This is a genomic window from Hymenobacter polaris, from assembly GCF_012927305.1.
In the GTDB taxonomy this organism is placed as follows: Bacteria; Bacteroidota; Bacteroidia; order Cytophagales; family Hymenobacteraceae; genus Hymenobacter; species Hymenobacter polaris.
In genome coordinates, this window is the sequence record NZ_JABBGH010000002.1 from 141,446 (window position 1) to 162,322 (window position 20,877).

Annotated in this window: 18 protein-coding genes; 4 read left to right on the forward strand and 14 right to left on the reverse strand. The window is 60.4% G+C overall.

Annotated elements, in window-relative coordinates:
• Positions 1-20 precede the first annotated feature (20 nt).
• From csgH to HHL22_RS11040, 8 genes are all read right to left on the reverse strand, one after another.
• The gene (csgH, locus tag HHL22_RS11005) at positions 21-389 is read right to left on the reverse strand and encodes a curli-like amyloid fiber formation chaperone CsgH (RefSeq protein WP_169531249.1); all 369 of its coding nucleotides are present in this window, start codon (positions 387-389) and stop codon (positions 21-23) included.
• Between the two features lie 146 nt (positions 390-535).
• Positions 536-997 carry a hypothetical protein gene (locus HHL22_RS11010; protein WP_169531251.1) on the reverse strand — a complete coding sequence of 154 codons (462 nt, stop codon included), beginning with the start codon at positions 995-997 and terminating at the stop codon, positions 536-538.
• Positions 998-1,280: 283 nt separating this feature from the next.
• Positions 1,281-2,117 (reverse strand): hypothetical protein, encoded by an 837-nt coding sequence (locus tag HHL22_RS11015; protein WP_169531253.1) that lies wholly within the window; start codon positions 2,115-2,117, stop codon positions 1,281-1,283.
• A 190-nt stretch (positions 2,118-2,307) separates the two neighbouring features.
• The gene (locus tag HHL22_RS11020; protein WP_169531255.1) at positions 2,308-3,720 is read right to left on the reverse strand and encodes a CsgG/HfaB family protein; all 1,413 of its coding nucleotides are present in this window, start codon (positions 3,718-3,720) and stop codon (positions 2,308-2,310) included.
• A gap of 95 nt (positions 3,721-3,815) precedes the next feature.
• Positions 3,816-4,232, reverse strand: coding sequence for a curli production assembly/transport component CsgF (locus HHL22_RS11025; protein ID WP_169531257.1), 417 nt, complete (start codon positions 4,230-4,232; stop codon positions 3,816-3,818).
• 62 nt (positions 4,233-4,294) lie between these two features.
• Complete coding sequence (locus HHL22_RS11030) at positions 4,295-4,696, reverse strand: CsgE family curli-type amyloid fiber assembly protein (RefSeq protein WP_169531259.1); 402 nt, start codon at positions 4,694-4,696, stop codon at positions 4,295-4,297.
• Positions 4,697-5,292: 596 nt separating this feature from the next.
• The gene (locus HHL22_RS11035) at positions 5,293-6,084 is read right to left on the reverse strand and encodes a TerC family protein (protein WP_262888379.1); all 792 of its coding nucleotides are present in this window, start codon (positions 6,082-6,084) and stop codon (positions 5,293-5,295) included.
• 138 nt (positions 6,085-6,222) lie between these two features.
• Positions 6,223-6,714, reverse strand: a complete 492-nt coding sequence (locus tag HHL22_RS11040; RefSeq protein ID WP_169531261.1) for a YajQ family cyclic di-GMP-binding protein — start codon at positions 6,712-6,714, stop codon at positions 6,223-6,225.
• Positions 6,715-6,815: 101 nt separating this feature from the next.
• On the opposite strand from HHL22_RS11040, the gene HHL22_RS11045 reads away from it, so the two are divergent.
• Positions 6,816-7,271 carry a PaaI family thioesterase gene (locus tag HHL22_RS11045; RefSeq protein WP_169531263.1) on the forward strand — a complete coding sequence of 152 codons (456 nt, stop codon included), beginning with the start codon at positions 6,816-6,818 and terminating at the stop codon, positions 7,269-7,271.
• A gap of 81 nt (positions 7,272-7,352) precedes the next feature.
• On the opposite strand, the gene HHL22_RS11050 is transcribed toward HHL22_RS11045, so the two are convergent.
• From HHL22_RS11050 to HHL22_RS11060, 3 genes are all read right to left on the reverse strand, one after another.
• Positions 7,353-8,441 carry an NYN domain-containing protein gene (locus tag HHL22_RS11050; RefSeq protein WP_169531265.1) on the reverse strand — a complete coding sequence of 363 codons (1,089 nt, stop codon included), beginning with the start codon at positions 8,439-8,441 and terminating at the stop codon, positions 7,353-7,355.
• A gap of 248 nt (positions 8,442-8,689) precedes the next feature.
• The gene (locus HHL22_RS11055; RefSeq protein WP_169531266.1) at positions 8,690-9,436 is read right to left on the reverse strand and encodes a metal-dependent hydrolase; all 747 of its coding nucleotides are present in this window, start codon (positions 9,434-9,436) and stop codon (positions 8,690-8,692) included.
• Positions 9,437-9,736 carry a hypothetical protein gene (locus tag HHL22_RS11060; protein WP_169531268.1) on the reverse strand — a complete coding sequence of 100 codons (300 nt, stop codon included), beginning with the start codon at positions 9,734-9,736 and terminating at the stop codon, positions 9,437-9,439.
• 259 nt (positions 9,737-9,995) lie between these two features.
• Between HHL22_RS11060 and mfd the strand changes: the two genes are divergently transcribed.
• Positions 9,996-13,466 (forward strand): transcription-repair coupling factor, encoded by a 3,471-nt coding sequence (gene mfd / locus HHL22_RS11065; RefSeq protein ID WP_169531270.1) that lies wholly within the window; start codon positions 9,996-9,998, stop codon positions 13,464-13,466.
• 290 nt (positions 13,467-13,756) lie between these two features.
• Here mfd and HHL22_RS11070 read toward each other — a convergent pair whose 3' ends face one another.
• The 3 genes from HHL22_RS11070 to aqpZ all read right to left on the reverse strand — a co-directional run bounded on the left by HHL22_RS11070 (position 13,757) and on the right by aqpZ (position 18,284).
• Entirely contained in the window at positions 13,757-16,303 is a 2,547-nt protein-coding gene (locus tag HHL22_RS11070) for a TonB-dependent receptor plug domain-containing protein (RefSeq protein ID WP_169531272.1), read from the reverse strand.
• 283 nt (positions 16,304-16,586) lie between these two features.
• Positions 16,587-17,288 carry a DsbA family oxidoreductase gene (locus tag HHL22_RS11075; protein ID WP_169531273.1) on the reverse strand — a complete coding sequence of 234 codons (702 nt, stop codon included), beginning with the start codon at positions 17,286-17,288 and terminating at the stop codon, positions 16,587-16,589.
• A 138-nt stretch (positions 17,289-17,426) separates the two neighbouring features.
• Positions 17,427-18,284 carry an aquaporin Z gene (gene aqpZ / locus HHL22_RS11080; protein ID WP_169531275.1) on the reverse strand — a complete coding sequence of 286 codons (858 nt, stop codon included), beginning with the start codon at positions 18,282-18,284 and terminating at the stop codon, positions 17,427-17,429.
• A 262-nt stretch (positions 18,285-18,546) separates the two neighbouring features.
• Between aqpZ and HHL22_RS11085 the strand changes: the two genes are divergently transcribed.
• A complete protein-coding gene (locus tag HHL22_RS11085; protein WP_169531277.1) occupies positions 18,547-19,539 on the forward strand; it encodes an aldo/keto reductase in 993 nt (330 codons plus the stop codon).
• A gap of 131 nt (positions 19,540-19,670) precedes the next feature.
• A complete protein-coding gene (gene proB / locus HHL22_RS11090) occupies positions 19,671-20,753 on the forward strand; it encodes a glutamate 5-kinase (RefSeq protein WP_169531279.1) in 1,083 nt (360 codons plus the stop codon).
• Positions 20,754-20,877: the final 124 nt, after the last annotated feature.

Consider the following 20,877-nt stretch of genomic DNA (forward strand, 5'->3'; position numbering starts at 1 on the left):
AGAAAAAGAAGCAGCAACGATTAGCGAGCGGGCACTTGCACAGCCGAGTCTTGGGCTACGACGTGGCCAGCCAAATCCAGTACCCGCAGGTGCACTCGGTAGGTATCCTGCGCCGTAGCGTTAATGCGGGTGTGCGACAGCGCCACATCCTGGGCCGGGGCCGCGTCAAACTCGCCGCGCTGCGTGTTTTGCGAGCGTCCGCCGCTGCCTTCGCGCAGCATTGATAGCTCGTAGCGGTAGCGCGCGGCAGTAGGTAGCAGGTTGGTGCAGTGGCCCGTGATGGAGAGGTAGCCATCCTGCTGCTGCAGCTCGAGGTGGGCGCGGCAGGGAACGGGGCCAAGGGCGGCGGCACCGGGCCAGGCCGCTAGTAGCAAAAGCCAAGGGTTCATAGCTAAGAAGAGTGAAGGGTGGGAAGCTGATTAATCGTTCAGCTTTAAGGGGTTAAAGATACACAGATAGCCTGAATTAAAAAAGGCCAAGCTGCTAGGGCAACTGGCCTTTTTTAGCTTGGGCAACTGACTCGTTATTAAGCGAGCTACTTTACCTTACCCTGCTCAATAGTGAGGTTGATGCCGCTACCGCGCATTTCCACTGTGTAGCCCGGCGTAGCCTGAATGGTGGACTCCACCTGCTTCAGGCTGTTGTTATTGCCGTACTGGTTGATGGTGTAGCTACGCTGGCTTTCGCGAATCTCACTGCTGACCTGGTTATTGCTGCCGTTCTGGCTGATGTTCAGTTCAGTGCGGTCGGCGGCTACCACACCCGTCAGGCGGTTATTATCGCCGCGCTGCGTAAGGGCCGAAGCGTTATTTTGACCCTGCTGCGTTAGGTCAGCTTGGTTGCCATTGCCATTTTGCGAGCTAGTAGCTAAGTTGCCGTTGCCAGCCTGCACTAGCCCTAGGGCATTAGCGGTGCCCACCTGCTCTACGTACGCCTGGTTGCTAAGGCCGCCCGGCAAGCCTTGCTGGTCGATGCGCACACTATTGCTTGTGCCCATCTGCGACAAAAGAGAAATATTTCTCGCAGTCTCCAGCGACTTAAGGGCTGACGAAAGTCGGTCGGGGCCAATGTCTTCAGCTAGCCGCTGTTGCACCGTGGCAGCTTCACTAGCCGGCTGCTGGGCTTGGGCTGCATGCGCCACAGCCGAAAGAAACCCAACCAGAAGTGCTTGGTGCAGAGCTTTCATAAGTAGTACTTAAACTCAAGCATGAAATAGAATAAGCCAGGTTCTAAAGCGCTAAGAAAAACGTTTAGAACCTGGCTTATAAACTTCAGCAGGCTTAGTGCTGGGTTACCGCAGCCGTGTTAGTAGTGCCGTTCTGCCTTACGTAGCTTTGGTCATCCGAGCCAAACTGGTCGTTGCGCGAAAAGTTGCCACTACCAGTCTGGGTCTGCATCGACGTGTTATAACCGCTTGAAGCAACAATACCTGAAGCATTCATTGTGCCTTGGCCAGCATAAGCACGGTTATTATCGCCCGTTTGGGTTTGCTCTGCTATGTTGTTATAGGAAGGGCTCGTTTGAATAACCACTCCTTGGTTGTTTTGGCCATTCTGCGTTTGCGTTGACCGGCTGTAGCTTCCACGTTGCTCACTGTAGGCTTGGTTGTTCACGCCAAGCTGATTTTGAGTCAACAGGTTACTGTAGCTACCTGCTGTCTGCAAGGCAGTAGCCTTGTTGCCACTACCGCGCTGGGTTTGGTTTACTACGCTGTAGTCACCCGATTGGGTAGCCTCCATTCGGTTAGCAGCGCGATTTTGGGCATTGGCGCTACCACCCCCACTAGCATCATTAGTTTGCGACTGGAACGCATTGTTATGGCCACCCGCTGCCGAAGAAGCTACCTGAGTTAACGTAGCCTCATTCTGTCGGCCAATAGAAGTTTGGTCACCCGACTGCATGACGGAGCCATACTGGTTGGTACCGGCTTGCTCAATGGTAGTAACGTTGCGCGTGAAAGTAGCATTCGGGCTAGTATACCCAAATCCCCCAGCACTAGGTAAGTTGTTCGGCCCAGGCGTTGCGCCTATTGAGGAAGAAGCAATCTGGGCGTTGGCGTAGCTGGCGCTAAACAGCGCAGCGGCAGCGAGTAACAAGCGGTGGTTAAGCGTTTTCATTCGATTTGGGTTTGGGATTGTTGGTGGGAATTGAAGAAGATTTGCTCTCTCCGGAAGAACAAGCCAAAAGTAGTGTGGAACTATTTTGGTAGGTAATGATTTCAACTTTTTTTTAGATAAAAGCAACAAATCAGGTATAATTACGTGTCACGCTCTCAACACACTCTAGTTATATATAAAAAATTGAATATCAATTGGTTGCATTACTAATGCGCGCGGCTCGTGACCGACCCAGGTAAAGCATAATGCCAGCGCGGGCGCCCCAGTAGTAGTCGTTGTAGCGGCCATTTACTAGGCCATCCAGCTCGTCGTTCAAGTAGTAATGGTTGTCTAGCTGTAAGCTCAGGCCTAAGCGTGGGGTAAGTAAGTATTCGGCCCCAATACCGGCTACCACGTGAGGCAGTGTGCGCCGGCTTAAATCGGAGGAGGTGCGCACAGTTGCGCCTCCCCCAGCTAGCACGTAGGGCGTAAAGCGGTCGCGCGGAAGTATGCGCAGCAGCACCCCTCCCTCAGCATAATTGTAAGTACTATTGAAGGAGTTGCGGTTAGCACCGGCAGCTAGGCGCATTTGGCCAGCGTTTAGAAATAAGCTAGCCGTTTCGCCTAGACCAATGCGCGCGGTGGCCTCAGCGCCTAGCGTTAAGTTGGGCGAGGCATAATCCCCTTGATACTGCAGGACTGCACCAGCCAAGCCTATAGCAAAAGCAGTCCGACGTGGTATCTGCTGGCGGCCTAGTACATCAATATTCAAGTTTTCGGCCTTCTCACGCAGGTAATTTTGGCGAGCAGCGCCATGTACTTCACTTGAATCACGGGGTAGCCACAACCCTTCATCGAACCCTTCATATATCAATGCCTGCACCGATTTTTCAATGGCATCCTTCACGGCAAGCTCGCTGGGCTCATTATAGGTGAAGCCAGTCTCGGTTTCAAGCAAGCGCTTAAAGGCGACAAATTGGAATAAGCTGGCTCCAATCTGCTGAGAAAGAATGGTTTTGGATGTGTACACCGTTTTCAGCACCTTGCCAGTGCCAGTGCTCACTGCTCGTAGGTAAACCGTCACCCGGTCTTGCCGGTACTGGCCCGAGGCGCCGGCCCCAAAGTAGCGCAGCCCTGCTCCACCCGTGATAATATTGGTGTCGTAGGAGATTATACCACCTTCTAGAATAACACCCGCGAAAAGCAATGGGGGCAGATTAGGCTGCTTCTGTCCGGTTTGTTCTGTATATTCTTGGCGAGTGCTACGAATAATCTTTCGCTCATTAAGTAAATTGCCTAAATTCTCGCGCTCAATGGGCTCAAACCACTTCGATTCTTCTAGGGCCCGCACCAAGATGGTGGTAGCGCCTTGGGTAACAGCAGTCGAGAAGCTAGCGCCGTTTTCCTGAGGCTTATACTGGCCAGTCTGGTCGCGAAATTTATAGACGGCTACCACTGTTTTAGTCAGTGGTGCGGGTAGCTCACCCCACTGAGCAGGTGTGCGCAGCTCGGCCCCCAGGCGAGCAGGTTGGGTTGCTAGGGGATGTTGATAGAGGTAAGGTGTGCAGGCACCGAGTGCCAGCAGAAGCCCGGCCGCCAAGTGGCGCGCAATAGAAAAAGGCATAACGGGTAGGTAGCAGCGGATAGGAAATAGGGTGGCCGAAGTATCGGGCCACTCGCGATGAGTAGCCCAATACTTCAGCACGGCAAAGGCCGATGCTACAACCCGTTCGGAATAGTTATGGTAGTTTGGTTGCCAGTGCTTGAGTCGGTTACGGTGATAACCACCCCGCTCGTTGCTTGGCTCACTTGCACTTGGTACGCCCCTACAGTATAAGTGCCAGGCTTCACGGCACCTTGCCCAAACTGCGATGTAATGAGCCTGCTAGTAAGCTGGTTTAGCACTTGCTGATTGAGATTGGCCGAAAACTGGGCCAGTGGGTCGGTAGTAGCCGACGTGCTTACGGGGTCCGCGATACGATTCTGGGCCGTAGCCGAAGACTGAAGCCACGAATAGTTGAACGTATTGCCCCCAAAAGCCGGGTTGATGGGAGTGTATACGAAGCGTTGCGCGTGGGCAGCGTGCGTCTCGATGGCCAGCGCCAGCAGTAGTAAGAGCGTACTAAGTTGTTTCATAGAAGAAATGGGTGAGAAAAGAGCAGTACAAGCGAAGGGCGAACCTTCAGTAACTTAGGTAATCAGTAGACTTCGAGCGGCGTGCGGCGGCCCGACTCCAACTGGCGGCTTACATTCTGGGCTTCCACTAAAAAGCCTTGGGCAATCTCTACGGCCTGGGCCACCAGCTCTTCCATTTGGTCGAGCCGGGTAGGAAGCGGGGTTTCAATCAGCTCCTGGTCGTTGACGGTGAGCACGACCAGCGAGCTATTGCCCCGACCGGGCCGCTCGCCCACCAGCACCGTAAAGTCGTTGCTGCCAGGCGGCGCTTCAAAAGAGTTGTAGAAAAGGTCGTAGAAATCGTGGCCGGGTTTGCTAAGTGCTTGGTCTAGTACCAGGCCGGCTGACTCGGCGCCCGCGTGCTGGCTGGCCGAATCGGCGCGCAGCATCAGGCGGAGGGCTTCTTCTAGTTTGGCCGGGGGCAAAGGCTTGGCCGAGGGAGTAATCAGTACCTTGGGCGCTACCGGAGCTTGGGGTACGGGCTGGGGGCGGGCAGCATTCTTCGGGGTGCTTTGCGCCCAGCCCGTAGAAACCTCTGCCAGGCTAACTAAGACTAGCCAAAGCCAGCGAAAGAGTAGCCGATGGCAGGGCATAGGAAAAGCAGCGTTGCGAAGAAATAGGTGGGATGGGTGACAACTAAACTTGGCTAAATCGTGTACAAACTTATGCTTTTTTCAGAATACCCACTAGCTTTTTAAACGATTTTAACAAGTTTTTTAGCTTTCTTAAAACCATTATAAATCAAATCATTAAATAGTACTACAGCGCACGTATAATTACCTATAGCATCCACGTATTTATACTTTGTAGGGCGGTGCGTTTAGCGGGGCACCTTTGGTTTAAAGCATAAGCAACCCCACCTAGGCAGCGGCAAGCGAAAGAGATAGCGGCGGCGAAGCAGGGCCTGTGCTTACCTCGATTCTAACCCCTCACGCGGCGCTGTGCACCCAAAAAGAGGGAGGGGCAGCCAAGCTTCAACGCCCGGCTGCCCCTCCCTCTTTTTCTGACCCTAGGCTTCCCCTTAGTCGTACTGCGAGTCGCGCAGCGCTACAGGCTTGCTCTTTTTGCGCAGGCGCATGTTTAGCAGCTCTACTACCAACGCGAACGCCATAGCGAAGTAGAGGTAGCCTTTCTCCACTTCTTTGTGGGACGCCTCCATCACCAGCATGAAGCCAATCATAATGAGGAATGACAGCGCCAGCATCTTGATGGTGGGGTTGCGGTTCACGAAGTCGGCCACCGTGCCGCTGAAGGCAATCATGATAATCATAGCGCAGATAACGGCCGCAATCATTACCAGCACGTTATCTACCAGTCCCACGGCCGTGAGGATGGAGTCGAAGCTGAATACGATGTCGATAACGATAATCTGCAGGATGATGCTGGGCAGGCTGGCGTGGCCCTTGCTGGCGTGCTCTTCCTCCTCCTCGCCCTGCAGTTTGCTGTGAATTTCGGTGGTGCTCTTATAAATCAAAAACAAGCCGCCCGCCATCAGAATCAGGTCGCGCCCACTTACGCCGAAGTGGTCGATGACCCCCGGAAGGCTGATGGTGAAGAGCGGCTCGCGCAGCCCTACCAGCCACGAAATGCTGGTGAGCAGCGCCACCCGAAACAGCAGCGCCAGCAGCAGGCCAATGGTGCGCCCCTTAGCCTGCTCGCCGGGGGCTAGGCGGTTAACCGTGATGGAAATAAAAATGATGTTATCAATGCCCAGCACAATCTCCATTACGGTGAGGGTCAGGAGGCTAACCCAGGCCTGAATGTGCCCAAAAGCGGCAAAGTGCTCGGCTGAAAACGCGGAGAAAGGTGACAAATCTTTGAAATGTGGGAATGTGGAAAATGGAAAAAATGTGAGAATGCGGACAAATAGTAAAAGCTCGATGGTCGGCAATTTAGTAGCCGCCACTGCGCTTCACATCTTCCGCATTATCACCTGTTCACATTCTAAAAACTACGATTTCATGTTCACGAACTGCAAGGGCTGGCCAGTGTCGGTGCGGCGCAGCAGCGCGATGACGGCCTGCAAGTCATCAAGCTTCTTGCTCGTAACGCGGATTTGGTCGTCCTGCATCTGAGATTCCACCTTGATTTTACTGTCCTTGATAGCCTTGATGATTTTGCGCCCCGCGTCTTTGTCCACGCCCGAGCGCACCTTGATGGTTTTCTTCACCAGCGCCCCGGCCGGTACCTCTTCGGCCGTGAAGTCGAGGGCCGTGCCATCGATGCCCTGCTTTACAACGCGCGTTAAGAGGATGTCTTCCAGCGCCTTGATGCGCATCGAGTTTTCGGAAATGAGTTGAATGGTATTCGCCTTTTTATCCAACTCGATGCCGCCTTTGGTATCGCGCAGGTCGTAGCGGGTAGCCAGTTCCTTGCGGGCTGTATTCACGGCGTTTTCGAGCGTTTGAGGGTCTACCTTGCTCACAATGTCAAACGAGGCCATAGCGGGTAATGAGAGGTTAGGTGCGCAAAGCCAGCCGGCTGCAGCTAGCCCACAAAGGTAGGGTGCGTAAACGGGGCTTACCGCGGGTGCATCTTCGCCCCATGCTTCCTGCCGACAACCTGGCCGCCGCCCTAGCCCACTACAACCGCATCAACCGCTACGGTCAGGCCAACGGTATGGAGCTGGCCGTGCCCGCCCCCGGCCAGGCCGAGTACCGCATGGTCGTGCGCGACGAGCACCTGTCCTCGCCCGGCGTGGCGCACGGCGGCGTGCTGGCTGGCCTCATGGATGCGGCCCTGGGCGCGGCGGCCCTCTCGCTCGCCTTCACTACCAACGAGCTGGTATCCACGGTTGAGTTTAAGCTGAACTACCTGCGCCCGGTGCTGCTTGGCGATGAGCTGCGCGCCGTGGCCCAAGTAACGCACGCCGGCCAGTCGCTGCTCGTAAGCAGCGCTACTATCTACCGCCGCCCCGCTGGTAGCGCCGCCGCGGAGGTAGCAGTCGCCCAGGGCCTAGGCACCTTCAACCGCTACCCGGCCGCCAAGCGGCAGCTGTAAACAGAGGTAGGGCGCTCCCGCACGTCCAACTAACTGGATTACGGGAGCGCCCTACCTCCTTGTGTTTACTCAAGTGCTTCTTTACAGCACGGCGCCCATCGAGTGGCTGTCCACGTTGCTGGCCTCGTAGTCGTCGCCGTCACCGTCGCCGTCCTCGCTCATGTTGGGGGCGGCTACCTTGCGCACGTTGCGGGCGCAATCCTCGTCGCGGTGGTTGCGGCCCACCGTAAACTCCACCCAGTCGCCTTCGCGCAGGTCGTTGAAGTCGCCCTCGGCCAAGTCGGCGTAGCTGAAGAACAGGTTGTTGGGCGGCATCACGACGAAGCCAAAGCCATTCTTCAGGTTCTTGATGGTGCTGATGCCGATGGTGCCCACCGGGCCGGCGGCCGTGGGGCCCGTGGGCCGGGCGGGGCGGGGTGCCCCTAGGCCCGCGGCCGGGGTGCCAGTTGCGGCCGCAGCCGGGGCGGCAAAGCTGCCGGGGCTGCTGGGCCCAGGCGCAAACGCGGCCGGCTCATTCTGGCTCACAAACATGTTTTCCACAACTTCGTCCTGCTCCTGCAAGCCGCGGTCAATTACGGCGTGCATGGCTACGGGGTAGGTAGCCTGCTCCAGCAGGTGCTGCGAGGCGCGCGTCACGCGGGTTTCGCCCTTAAAGTCTTCGTACTTGAAGTCCCAGTTTAGTAGCATCACGCGGGTGCCCACGGTGTTGAGCTTGCGAATGAGCGGCACGTAGTCCGAGTCGCCGGCGATGAGCACCACCACGTCGAGGGTTTTGTGCAGGGCCATCTCCAGGGCCTCCAGGCTCAGCCACACGTCGATGCCTTTCTCTTGCAAGCGGCCGTCGCGGGTTTTCAGGGGCATGTAGTGCGTGCACACCCCTAGGTTCATCAGGATATCGTCGAGCAGGCGGTCGTGGAAGAGGCGGTCTTTATCGCGGGCCTCGGTGGCCGAGAGGCGGCCCCGAAAGAAGTGGGAGGTCGTGATTTGCGCCAGGCGCACGTCCACGTCTTCTTCCTCGGCTACTTGGTGGCGGATAAATTCGTGCAGGCCTTCGAGGCTAATGCGGGCCTTACGCTCGTGCTGGAAATAATAATAGTCGCTGATTTTCAGAAAATAGTTGCCGTCGTAGAATACGCCGACCCGGATAAGCGGGCTATTCATCTGGTTCATAAATGCGGTAATGTTAAGAGTGGGGGAGTAGGAGGTAAAAGCCGGATGTAGTATATAGCAAAGCGCCGGCCCGCACCGGGGGCGGGGGCGCACAAGGGTAGAAACCAGCAAAAAGAGGGGATACCAGGCGGCAGACCAGGCGTTAATTATAGTTAGTTATACGTCACGCTAGTATACTTCCTCCGCACACACACTCTTGCTTCGCTGCGAAGCTAAGGCCCGGCAAGCGAATACGCAACCCCTTCATTTCAAAACCTTAGGCTAGCGCGGCCAATCACCAGCCCCAGCACCAGCAACCCGTAGCCCAAGCAGATGCTGGCCTCCACGATATTGCCCAGCTTAGAGCCCGTGCTAAGCAGCGGAATCCTGAACGAGAAATCGGTGAGCGGCAGCAGCCAGCGCACCCCCGATTTGGTGAGCGTGTCGGCCAGCAGGTGCGAGGCGTAGCCCGCGCCCGCGTAGTGCGCCACGCCGTGCCAGCCCAGGTCGCGGTTGGCCAGGTAGCCGATGTAGGTCCAGAGCCCGGTGGCCCAGATGGTGTGCGTCCAGGACCGGTGCGAAGTAAACGGCGCCAGCGCCACGAAAGTGCCCAGTAAACTCAGCCACAGCGCCTGCGCATAGAGGCCTGCCAGCACCGTGCCCAGGCCCGTAAAGAGCAGGGCAAGCTTGCGGGCCGAGCCGCCCTGCAGCGCCACGCCCACCAGCCCAAACGCCAGCGCCGCCACGTAGCTCAGGCGCTGGTCGGCGCCCGGCTTTAGCAGGAAGTAGGCATACGCGCCCAGCCCTAGGCCCGTGAGGGCGAAGGCCCAGCGCACGTAGCCCTGCGAAAAGGCGAGCCGCTGCGTAAGGCGGCTTTCGGGATGGTCGAGGTCGGGCGCCAGGGCCGAGAAGCCAGCCAGCGCAATGCCGGGCAGCGAGAAGGGCACGCCGGGCACCAGCCCCGCCACCGCTACGCCCGTGATAAGGCCAATGGCCAGGTGAGCAGAACCGCGCAATTACTGAGGCTTCTCTAAGTTATTGAGCCGGCCTTCCTGGTTTTTAAGTTGGTCGTCGTGGTCGAGCAGCCGGTTTAAGAAGGGTTCTAGCGATTTAAACACGGCCGCGCCAATTCGGTCGGGCAGGGCTTGGATTTCTTCGCGCATACCACGTTGCTCTTCCCGCAACTCGCGAAAACCATTCTCAACGACCCGCTCTAGCCGGTCTACCCGACCATTGAGCGCATTCAATTCCGAGCGCACCTCGTGCATCTCGATTATTAGCTCGGAAACTACTTCGGGCAGGTCACGCGGATTCATAGAGGACTAATATAAATTTCTGGGTCTAAGGTACGGCGAAAGCCTAGGGCCTGGCCGCCCTGGAAACCTTCGCCACGCGGTTTCTGTATGAACTCAGCGCCTGGCCCGACCGGAATTACCTCCCGGCCGGGCTGGCCGTTTTTTGCTAAATGTGAAAACTTAAGAATGTGGAAATGTGCAGAATGTAGGAATGTAAAAATGGCTTTTTAACTCATTTTCACATTCCTGCATCTGGCATATTTCTACCTCAACATACCTTGTGCAAGTAGCTGATTTTCTTCGCTTATACCGCCTAGAGCCCGAGGTGCAAACCCTGGCCGCCCGCCTGCTGGCCGCTGCCAAGCCTGCCGACCATAACCGCCCCGCCGACGAGGCTGCCCGCGGCGGCGAGCTGCGCCTGCACCTGCGCGGCCTGGTAGGCAGCCAGGATGCCGTGGTGGCCGCCGCCACCTTGCACGCCGAGCACCCCAACGTGTTTGTGCTGCACGACCGTGATGAGGCCGCTCTGTTTATGGCCGACTTGCGCCACCTGCTGCCCGATGGGCCCGAGGCGCTGCTTTTTCCCAGCTCCTACAAGCGGCCCTACGAGTTCGACGAAACCGAGAACGCTAACGTGCTGATGCGGGCCGAGGTGTTGAACCAAGTGAACGCCAGCCGCCGTGCCGAGGCGGTAGCCCTAGGGGCCGCGCCGCTGGTAGTCACCTACCCCGAGGCACTGAGCGAGAAGGTGATAAACCGCCAGAGCCTGGTGCAAAACACGTTTTCAGCCAAGGTGGGCGATAAGCTCGACGTGAACTTCCTAGGGGAGCTGCTGGGCCAGTACGACTTCGAGAAGAGCGATTTTGTGTACGAGGCGGGGCAGTACGCGGTGCGCGGCGGCATCGTGGACGTGTTTAGCTATGCCAACGACTTGCCGTACCGCATCGAGCTGTTCGGCGACGAGATTGAGAGCATCCGCACGTTCAATCCCGAAACGCAGCTTTCGGTGGAGCCGCGCCCGAGCGTGAGCATCATTCCGAATGTGCAAACCAAGCTGCTGCAAGAGCGGCGCGAGTCGTTTTTGGAGTTTTTGCCGCGCACTACCTGCCTGTGGGTGAAGGATATGCGGCAGACGCTGGACGTGGTGACGAACCTGTTTGACCGGGCCGAGGAAAACTTCCAGAAGGTGCTGGACGAAGCCGGCGGCATGCAGATTGTGTCGTGCCCCGCCGACTTATTCGAGGCCGGCAAGAGCTTGAAGAAGTGCCTGGATGAGTTTGCGGTGGTGGAGTTTGGCAAGCGGTTTTACTTCAAGAACGCGCAGGACTTTCAGTTTACGGCCAAGCCGCAGCCGAGCTTCAATAAGGACTTTGAGCGACTGCTGAAGAACATTCGCGAAAACAAAACCCGTGACTTCACCACGATAATTGCCGCCGACTCGGTGCGGCAGGCCGACCGGCTGCGCACCATTTTCGATGAGCTGGACCCGAACGTGCAGTTTCAGCACTTGCTCATTGCCCTCCGCGAAGGCTACGTAGATGAGCAGTTGGGGCTGGCCGTATATACTGACCACCAACTGTTTGAGCGCTACTACCGGGCCCAGGAAACCAAGAAGTTCTCGAAGAAAAAGGCGCTGACCCTGCGCGAGTTGAAAACCCTGCAGCCCGGCGACTACGTGACGCACCAGGACTACGGCATTGCGCGCTTCGCGGGGCTGACGCAGGTGGACATCAATGGGCATTTGCAGGAAGCCATCCGGCTGGTGTACCGCGACGACGACGTGCTGACGGTGAGTATTCACGCGCTGCACAAAATTGCCAAGTACAGCGGCGCTGAGGGGCCGCCACCCACCATGAGCAAGCTGGGCTCGCCGGAATGGGAGAACAAGAAAAAGTCGATTAAGAAGAAGGTTAAGGACATTGCCGCCGACCTTATTCGGCTGTATGCCAAGCGGAAGCAGGCGCCGGGCTTCGCCTTTCCGAAGGACGACTTTATGCAGGCCGAGTTGGAGTCGAGCTTCATTTACGAGGACACGCCCGACCAGGCCAAGGCCACCGAGGACGTGAAGCACGACATGCAGCAGCCCCACCCGATGGACCGGCTGGTGTGCGGCGACGTGGGCTTTGGCAAGACGGAAGTGGCCATTCGGGCGGCATTTAAGGCGGCGGCGGGCGGCAAGCAGGTGGCCGTGCTGGTGCCCACCACCATCCTGGCCATGCAGCACTACAAAACCTTCCGCGACCGGCTGGCCAACATGCCGGTGACGGTGGAGTTTATCAACCGCTTCAAGACGGCCAAGCAGGTGAAGGAAACCACTGAGCGCGTGGCCGCCGGCAAAACCGACATCCTCATCGGTACCCACGCCCTTACCAATAAAAACCTTAAGTTCAAGGACCTAGGGCTGCTCATTATTGACGAGGAGCAGAAGTTTGGGGTGAAAACCAAGGATAAGCTCAAGGAGCTGAAGGTGAACGTGGACACGCTCACGCTCTCGGCCACGCCCATTCCGCGCACGCTGCACTTCTCCCTGATGGGTGCGCGCGACCTGAGCGTAATCGCCACGCCGCCGCCCAACCGCCAGCCAGTACAAACCGAGCTGCACGTGTTCGACGAAACGCTGGTGCGCGACGCCATTGCCCGCGAGCTAAAACGCGGCGGCCAGGCGTTTTTCGTGCATAACCGCATTAGCGACATCGTGGAGATGGCGGCCATGATAGTGCGCCTGGTGCCCAACGCCCGCGTGACGGTAGCCCACGGCCAGATGGAAGGCCCCGAGCTGGAAAAGCGCATGATGAAGTTCGTGGAGGGTGAGTTTGACGTGCTGGTGAGCACCAACATCATCGAGAGCGGCCTCGATATTCCGAACGCCAACACTATCATTATCAACCGGGCGCACATGGCCGGCCTCTCGGACCTGCACCAGATGCGGGGCCGCGTGGGCCGCTCGAACCGCAAGGCCTACTGCTACCTGCTGACGCCACCCGTGGCCGGCCTGCCCGCCGACGCCCGCAAGCGCCTGAGCACCTTGGAAGAGTTTTCGGACCTAGGGGCGGGCTTCAACGTAGCCATGCGCGACCTTGACATTCGCGGGGCGGGCAACCTACTGGGCGGCGAGCAGTCGGGCTTTATCAATGACCTGGGCTACGAGGCCTACCACCAGGTGCTGGACGAGGCGGTGTCGGAGCTGAAGGAGACCGAATTCAAGGAGTTATTCTTGGGCGAGGGCCTAGGGGGTACTAGCCAGCAGGCTTTGCAGCGGGCCGCTGGAGCGCTTGCCAACCTGGAGTGCCAGATTGAAACTGACCTGTCGGTGCTCATTCCCGACACTTACGTGAACAACGTGTCGGAGCGCCTGCAGCTGTACGCCAAGCTCGACCGCGCCCAAAAGCCGGCTGAGTTGCAGAAGCTAGTGGCCAGCATGACCGACCGCTTCGGGCCGCTGCCCGAGCAGGTGCAGCAGTTGGTAGACATCGTGAAGCTGCGCTGGCTGGCCAGCCACCTGGGCTTCGAGAAGCTGACGCTGAAGCGCGACACGCTACGCGCCTACCTGCCTGCCGGGCCGGGCCGCGAGGCCTACTTCCAGGGCGAGCAGTTTGGGCGCATTCTCAACTTTGTGCAGACGCACCCCCGCACGGCGCGCATGAAAGAGCAGAAAGACAAGTTGCAAATCAGCATCGACGGCATCAGCAGCGTGGCGCTGGCCCACCGGCTGCTGGTAGAGCTGGGTGCCGAGGAGACGGTGGCAGCATAAGTTACTTGAGCCCATCAACCACTGCTATGCACGACGATATTAAGGATGAATTAGCTGCTTTGCGCCAACACTGGCTGACTACTTAAGGCGCGCTGCCCGACTCCACACGTTTAGGTAAGAGAGGTAGCTCCCAAGCGCCATCCCTTGCTGCGCAGATGAGGCAATTAACAGAAAAATTGAGCTGGGGGCAAGCGTTAATAAAATCTATACGGCAGTCGTAGGTCAGCCTAGTGGGAAGAAAGGCAACTAAGCTGCCTTTCTTCCCACTGGTGTCATAGTAGGCCCTAGGGCTACTTGGGGGCCACGTAGAACTGCTGGGTGCCGCGGCCGGGCTCGCCGGTCAGGCTCAGGCCCTCGGCCGTGACCTGGAAGTTGCCGCTGCCATCGGCCGTGAAAAAGTATACGTCGGTGGTGCCGCTGGCGTCGGTGGCTACCTCGGGGCTCCAGTAGATGGTGAGGCGGCGCGGGTCGGAGGTGGGCGCGTTCATCACCGGAGCGCCGTAGCGGGGCATGTAGAACTCGCGCGCCTGGTAGAAGCCAGGTATCTTCACGGTGATGAGGCCAGGCGTAGCGGTAGTATTTTTCTCGTGGTAGTTTTTGTCGCCGCGCTTGGTGTACACGGCAATGACGCCGCCGCCGGCCCCCGCCCCGAAAATGGCGGCCTCGGTGCCTTTAAAGACCTCGACCGCCTCCACGTCGCTCGACTGCAGGGTGTTGATGGCGCTGGCATCAACCCGCATGCCATCGAGCAGAAACAGTGAGGTGGGCTGGTTGCGGATGGAGATGGTTTGGTTGGGCGGCGTGCCGCTGATGGTGAGGCCCGCCACCCGGCCCTGCAGCAGCGAGAAGATGGGAATGCCCGACTGCGCGGCCGGCATATTGGCAAAATCGACGATGGTATTGGCTACCACGCCGGGGTAGAGGCGGCGCGAGTCGTCGGCGGGCACCTGCAGCTTTTTGGCCGTCACGGCCACGTTACCGAGCTGGATATTGCGCGATACGCCGCCGTCGGGCAGCAGCTGGCGCTCCTGCACCTGCTGCTCGCGGCTGCGGCGCAGGTAGTCGGCCACGCCCGGCGTGGTGGCGGGCAACGGCAGCGGCGGCAGCGGCGGGCCCACCACGCTAGGCCCCATATCGGGCCGAATGGTGACGTTGCTGCCTCCGCCCGCGCCGCGCCGCGCCTGCAAGGTTACCACCGACGTATCCTGGCCCGGAAAGCCCGAGAAGCTGAAGCGCCCGGTAGGCCCAGTGGTGGCCGTGAGCAAGTTGCGCATCGGCTTGGTTTGGATGAAGGTGAGCTGGCTGCCCGGCAGCGGCCGCGAGCCCATGCCCGTGATGGTGCCCGACAGCGTCAGGTTTTTCTCATTGGCATATACCAAGGTGGGCGGGGTGTCGCTCAGCACCTCCTTCCACACAAAGCGCCGCCAGCCCTGGGTAAGCAGCAGGTTGTCGAGGGCCTGGGCGGTGGCCGCCGACTGGCTCTGGAAGTAATAGCCGGGGTCTTCCACGTAGCCGGCCAGGTCGGACGTCAGCAGCAGGTTCGAGACGATGGTGCCGGCCTGGGGGTCGAGGGCGGCGGCGCCCGCCTCGGCCACGCTCAGGGCCAAGTGGGTGGCCACGGGCTGGCCGGCGGCATCGGCAGCCTGCACCTTTAGGCGCACCTGCTGGTGCGGGGCGTAGGAAGCGCGGTCGGGGGTGATGGTGAGGCGCAGGCCGGCCGGCCCGTTCTGCACGAAGGCCAGGCGCTCGGCCTGGGCCACGTTGGCGGCGTCGAAAAGGGTGAAGTGGGCGATGCCGTTGGGGTAGCGGTTCTTAGCCACTTTCCAGCTCACGGGCACGCCGTCGGGGGTAATGGGCCTAGGGGCTAGGCCCACCAAAAAGCCGCGCACCTCGCTCACCAGCGCCACCGGGCCGGGCGCGGGGGCGCCGGCTGCACCTTTGTAGCGCGCCTCAATCACGAAGTCGGGGCCCACGTCCTGCACGTGCAGCGAGTAGCCGCTGGCCTGGGCGGCGGGCAGGGGGTAGTCGGCGGTGCTGCCGTCGGGCAGCTTCACGCGGGCGCGGTACGCCTGGCCGGCGGCGGGCACGAAGCTCAGGCGCCCCATGCCCGCGTGCTGGCTGCTGAAGGGCGCGCCCACGGCCTTGCCCTGCCCATCGAGCAGCTGCCCGCTGATGTCGACGCCGCGGCCGGTAGCCAGCTGCGCCTTGAAGCCCACCACGGCGGGCAAGCCCGCCACGAAAGTGCCACCCTCGGGAAAGAACTGCACGTCGAGCTTGGGCGCGGCAGATTTAGCGGCGGTAGTGGTCCTAGGGGCAGCACTGAGCGGGGCGCCCGCCTGGTCGGTTTGGTCGGGCGAGGCGGGCCACACCTGCAAGCGCCGCTGGTACACGAGGTTAGGGTTGCCGTTGAGCATCCAGCTGGTGTAAGCGCGCAGCAGGTAGGTGCCTGCTTGCAGCGAATCGGTCAGCTCGATGTCGCCGTAGCTGCGGCCGTTGACCACGCGCAGGGTGCGGCGCACCACCACCCGCCGCTCGGGCGAAAGCAAATCCACGTGCAGCACCTTACTAAGCGTGTCGCGCTGGTGGCGCAGGGCATCCACCACGAAGGCGCTGAACCAGATGGTTTCGCCGGTGCCGTAGGCGGGGCGGTCGAGGCTCAGGTATACCTTCTCGGGCTGCGTGAGCGAGTAGTAAGCGCTCAGCTTCTGGGCAATTACTTGCACCGGATTATCGAGCAGCGGTCCCCGAAACGCCGCCAGCCCTAGGCTAGCCAGCCCCGCGGCCGCCAACGCCCCCGTCCGCCAGCCCGCCGGGCCGGCACCAAAAAACTTCCGCATACTACGCTAAAAAGGGTGGGCCAATTACCTGCCGCAAGCATACGCTCCACGGCATGGCGAAGCTATGAAAGAACGGCTATTCGGGGCGCGGCGTGCGCGGGCCACTGGGTTTTTTACGGCCCTAGGGCCGGCTGGGCAGAAGCGCGCCAAAAAGGCGGTCATGCTGAGCTTGTCGAAGCATCTCTACCGCGTAAGTAATCTCAACGTCAGGAATTACTTACGCGGTAGAGATGCTTCGACAAGCTCAGCATGACCGCCTTTTTGGCGCGCTTTCGGGGCGTTATTAGCAGTTGCTGCCGTCGAGCGCGCAGCTGTCGCCGTCGGCCACCACTGCGGGGCGAGCCCTAGGGTGCTCCTCGTCCCATACCTTAGCCAGAACCTCGGCAAATACCTCGCTGGGTTGCGCGCCCGACACCGCGTATTTGTCGTCGAACACGAAGAAGGGCACCCCCTGCACCCCAATCTGCTGGGCTTCGTACTCGTCGCGGCGCACCTCATTGGCGTAGGTGCCGGCCTCCAGGGCCTGGCGGGCGGCGGCGGGGTCGAGGCCCACTTCGGTGCCTAGGCGCACCAGCGTATCCAGGTCGTTCAGGTTCTGGCCTTCGAGGTAATAGGCGGCCATCAGGCGCTCCTTGGTAGCATCCTGGCGGCCCTGGTGGGCGCCGAAGTGGATGAGCTGGTGGGCCAGGAAGGTATTGGCTGGAATGGCCTTATCGAACTGGTAGTCGAGGCCTACCTCCTTGGCTACCTGCGTCATGTAGTCGTTCATGCGGCGGCCTTCGGCTTCGGGCACGCCCTTCTTCTTGGCCAGCGAGGCGTGGATGCTCTCGCCGGGCACGGGCACGAAGTTGGGTGTTAGCTGGAAGCTCTTCCATTCCACCTCCACATCGGCGCGGTGCGCAAACTCGCCCAGGGCCTTCTCAAACTTGCGCTTGCCGATGTAGCAGAACGGGCACACCACGTCGGACCAAATTTCAACTTTCATATACCTAACAATTAAAGGTTTAGGAGCTATTGACAAAAGAATAAGCCAGCGAGCCGGTGGAGGCCGTAGCCACCCGTAGCCCGCTGGCTTACTCCTAACAACGCCGCGCGCCGCCGTGTTCGGTCCCGGCCAAGGGGCCTAGGGCTTGGGCACGGGCGAGCTGGTCGTGACCTCGCCAATGGTGCTAGTGGCCAGTGAGATGCGCTGTGCCACCGAGGCTACCGGCTCGGTGCCCTGGCTGCCCGTGAGCCAGCGGTACGACACCCCGGCCAGGGCCGCGCCCAGCAGTGGCGCCACCCAAAACAGCCACACCTGCTGTAAGGCCACGCCCCCCACGATGAGCGCCGGCCCCAGCGAGCGCGCCGGATTCACCGACGTGTTGGTGACGGGGATGCTGACCAGGTGGATGAGCGTGAGCCCCAAGCCGATGGCAATGGGCCCGAAGCCCTTGGCCGCCCGCGTATCGGTAGCCCCCAGGATGAGGTAGAGGAAGAACATGGTGAGCACCGTTTCGGTAAGAAAGCAGGCCAGCAGCGAAAAGCCGCCCGGTGAGGCCGCGCCGTAGCCGTTGGCAGCCAGGCCATTGATTGCCAGGCTATAGCCCGGCTGGCCCGAGGCAATGCCGTAGAGCAGGGCCGCGCCGGCCAGTCCTCCTAGCACCTGCGCTACCCAGTAGGCCGGCAGGTTGCGCCCGGTAAAGCGCCCGCCCAGCCACAGCCCTAGGCTCACGGCCGGGTTGAAGTGCCCGCCCGAAATGTGGCCAAACGCAAAGGCCATGGTAAGCACCGTGAGGCCAAACGCCAGCGACACGCCTAGCAGCCCGATACCCACCTTGGGGAATGCTGCCGCCAGCACCGCGCTACCGCAGCCGCCCAGCACCAGCCAGAAGGTACCAATAAACTCGACGGCTAGCCGGTTGGGCAGCGGCGCTTGCACGGGCGCCAATTCGCCGGGCTGATACACGGCATTGTCGGAAGTAGGGGAAAGGTTGGCCATACGGAAAAGGTGGGGCGCTGCCGCGCCGGGTGAGAAAGTGGCCTCTTATACGCAATAGCTGCCTAATTAATCGAAGCGAGCAGCTTCTTTTTTGCGGTGGTGTAAGCAGGCTGTCAGGTTCCTAGGGCCCTGGGTTTCAGCCGAGCCGGCCCCAACCGGCCGCCGAGGGCTGGCGGCGGGCGCGCCAGCCCTCGGCGGCGGCCGTGCGTACTACGGGTGGGCCCCGCCGGGGCCGGCACTACCAGTTAACTTAATCTTTTCCATGGAATACCAGAAATTAGGCGCCTCCGACGTCACCGTTTCGCGCATCACCTTTGGCAGCTGGGCGGCCGGCGGCTGGATGTGGGGCGGCACCGAGCAAAACGACGCCGTGGGCGCCATCCGCGCTAGCTACGAGCTGGGCGTCACCAGCATCGACACGGCCCCCATCTACGGCCAGGGCCTGAGCGAGCAGATTGTGGGCGAGGCTATTAAAACCCTGCCGCGCGATAAGGTGCAGGTGCTCACCAAGTTTGGGATGCGCTGGGACGACACCAAGGGCGACTTCGGCTTCAAGAGCAAGAACAACGACGGCCAGGACATCGACGTGTATAAGTACGCCGGGCGCGACAGCATCATGCGCGAGTGCGAGGACAGCCTGCGCCGCCTGGGCACCGACTACATTGACCTCTACCAGCAGCACTGGCCCGACGTGACCACGGGTATCGACGAAACGATGGAGGCCGTGCAGCGCCTCATTGAGCAGGGCAAGGTGCGGGCGGCGGGCGTCAGTAACTACTCGGTGCCGCAGATGGCGGAGGCCGAGAAAACCATTCACTTGGCATCCAATCAGGTGCCGTTCAGCATGGTGAAGCGCGGCATTGAGCAAGACGTGGTGCCGTTTGCCCAGCAGCAGGGCCTAGGTATCTTGGTGTACAGCCCCTTGCAGCTGGGCTTGCTCACGGGCAAAATCAAGCCTGGCCAGCACTTCGGCGACGGCGACTTGCGCAACGGTAACCCGTTATTTACCGCCGATAACGTGCAGAAGGTGAATGCTTTCCTGAACAAGCTGCGCCCCATGGCCGAAAGCAAGAGCGCCACCCTGGCCCAGCTCGTCATCCGCTGGACGCTGGCGCAGCCTGGCATCACGGTGGCGCTGGTGGGTGCCCGCAACCCCGAGCAGGCCGTGCAAAATGCCAAGGCGATTGACGTGCAGCTCGCCGCTGAAGAGGTAGACTACATCAGCAAGCAGCTGGCGGGCGTGCAAGTGGCCTAGGGTGCACTGCCTTTTAAAAAGGCCGTCATGCTGAGCTTGTCGAAGCATCTCTACCGCACAATGCGGCGCAGTAGAGATGCTTCGCAGGCTCAGCATGACGTTCTTTGTTGGTTGAAACCCAACCAATAGTTATGCTGCCCTACCGCCGCCTCGTTGTCAAAATCGGTTCCAACGTGCTCACGCAGGCCGACGGGCTGCCCGACGTGGCGCGCCAGGCCGAGCTGGTAGCCCAGGTAGCCGAGCTAAAGCGCCAGGGCCTGGAAATCATTGTGGTATCGTCGGGGGCGGTGGCGGCGGGGCGCAGCCTCATCACGCTGCCCCCTAGGGCCGACGCCGTGCGCAGCCGCCAGCTGCTGGCCGCCGTGGGCCAGGTGCGCCTGCTGAGCCGCTACGCCGAGCTGCTGGCCCAGCACGAGCTGCTGTGCGCCCAGGTGCTGGTGACGAAGGAGGACTTCCGCGACCGCCAGCACTACCAGAACATGCAAAACTGCTTCCAGGAGCTGCTACAGTGCGGCGTGGTGCCCATCGTGAACGAGAACGACGTGGTGTCGGTGACGGAGCTGATGTTCACCGACAACGACGAGCTGGCGGGCCTGGTGGCCAGTATGCTCAACGCCGACGCGCTCCTTATTCTCAGCAACGTAGACGGTATTTACGACGGCGACCCCAGCCGGCCCGACGCGCGGGTAATCGAGCACATTGCGCCGGCCGGGCCCGATTTGTCGGGTTTCGTGCAAGCTACGCGCTCGCAGTTTGGGCGCGGTGGCATGCTCACCAAGTGCTCGATGGCCCAGAAAGTAGCGCGCCTGGGTATCAGCGTGCACATTGCCAACGGCAAGCGCGACGGCGTGCTGCCCGCCCTGCTGCGCGAAGAAGTGGTGAACACCTGGTTTCAGCCCAGCAAGCGCGCCTCGGGCACCAAGAAGTGGCTGGCCCACGCCCAGTTAACCCAGGCCACGGTGCACGTCAACGCCGGGGCCCGCGCCGCGCTGCTAGCGTCCGGCCAGGCCACCAGCCTGCTGCCGGTGGGCATTACGCGCCTGGAGGGCGAGTTTGCCAAAGGCGACCTGGTACGCCTGGTGGATGAGGCCGGCCACCCCCTAGGCCTCGGCCTGGCCGAATACGGCGCCGACAAGGCCCGCGAGCGCCTGGGCCAGCACGGCCAGCGCCCGCTGGTGCACTACGACTACCTGTTTCTGACGGCGGCGGACTAGGGCTTGAGCGGCGGTTTGGCACGGTTAAGGGCGTCATCAAGCGGCTTGAGCACTATTTAAACGGTGCTGGCTGCCCAGTGGGGCTAGGTTTGGGTACTCGTTCGCTACTTACCTGCTGCCTGCC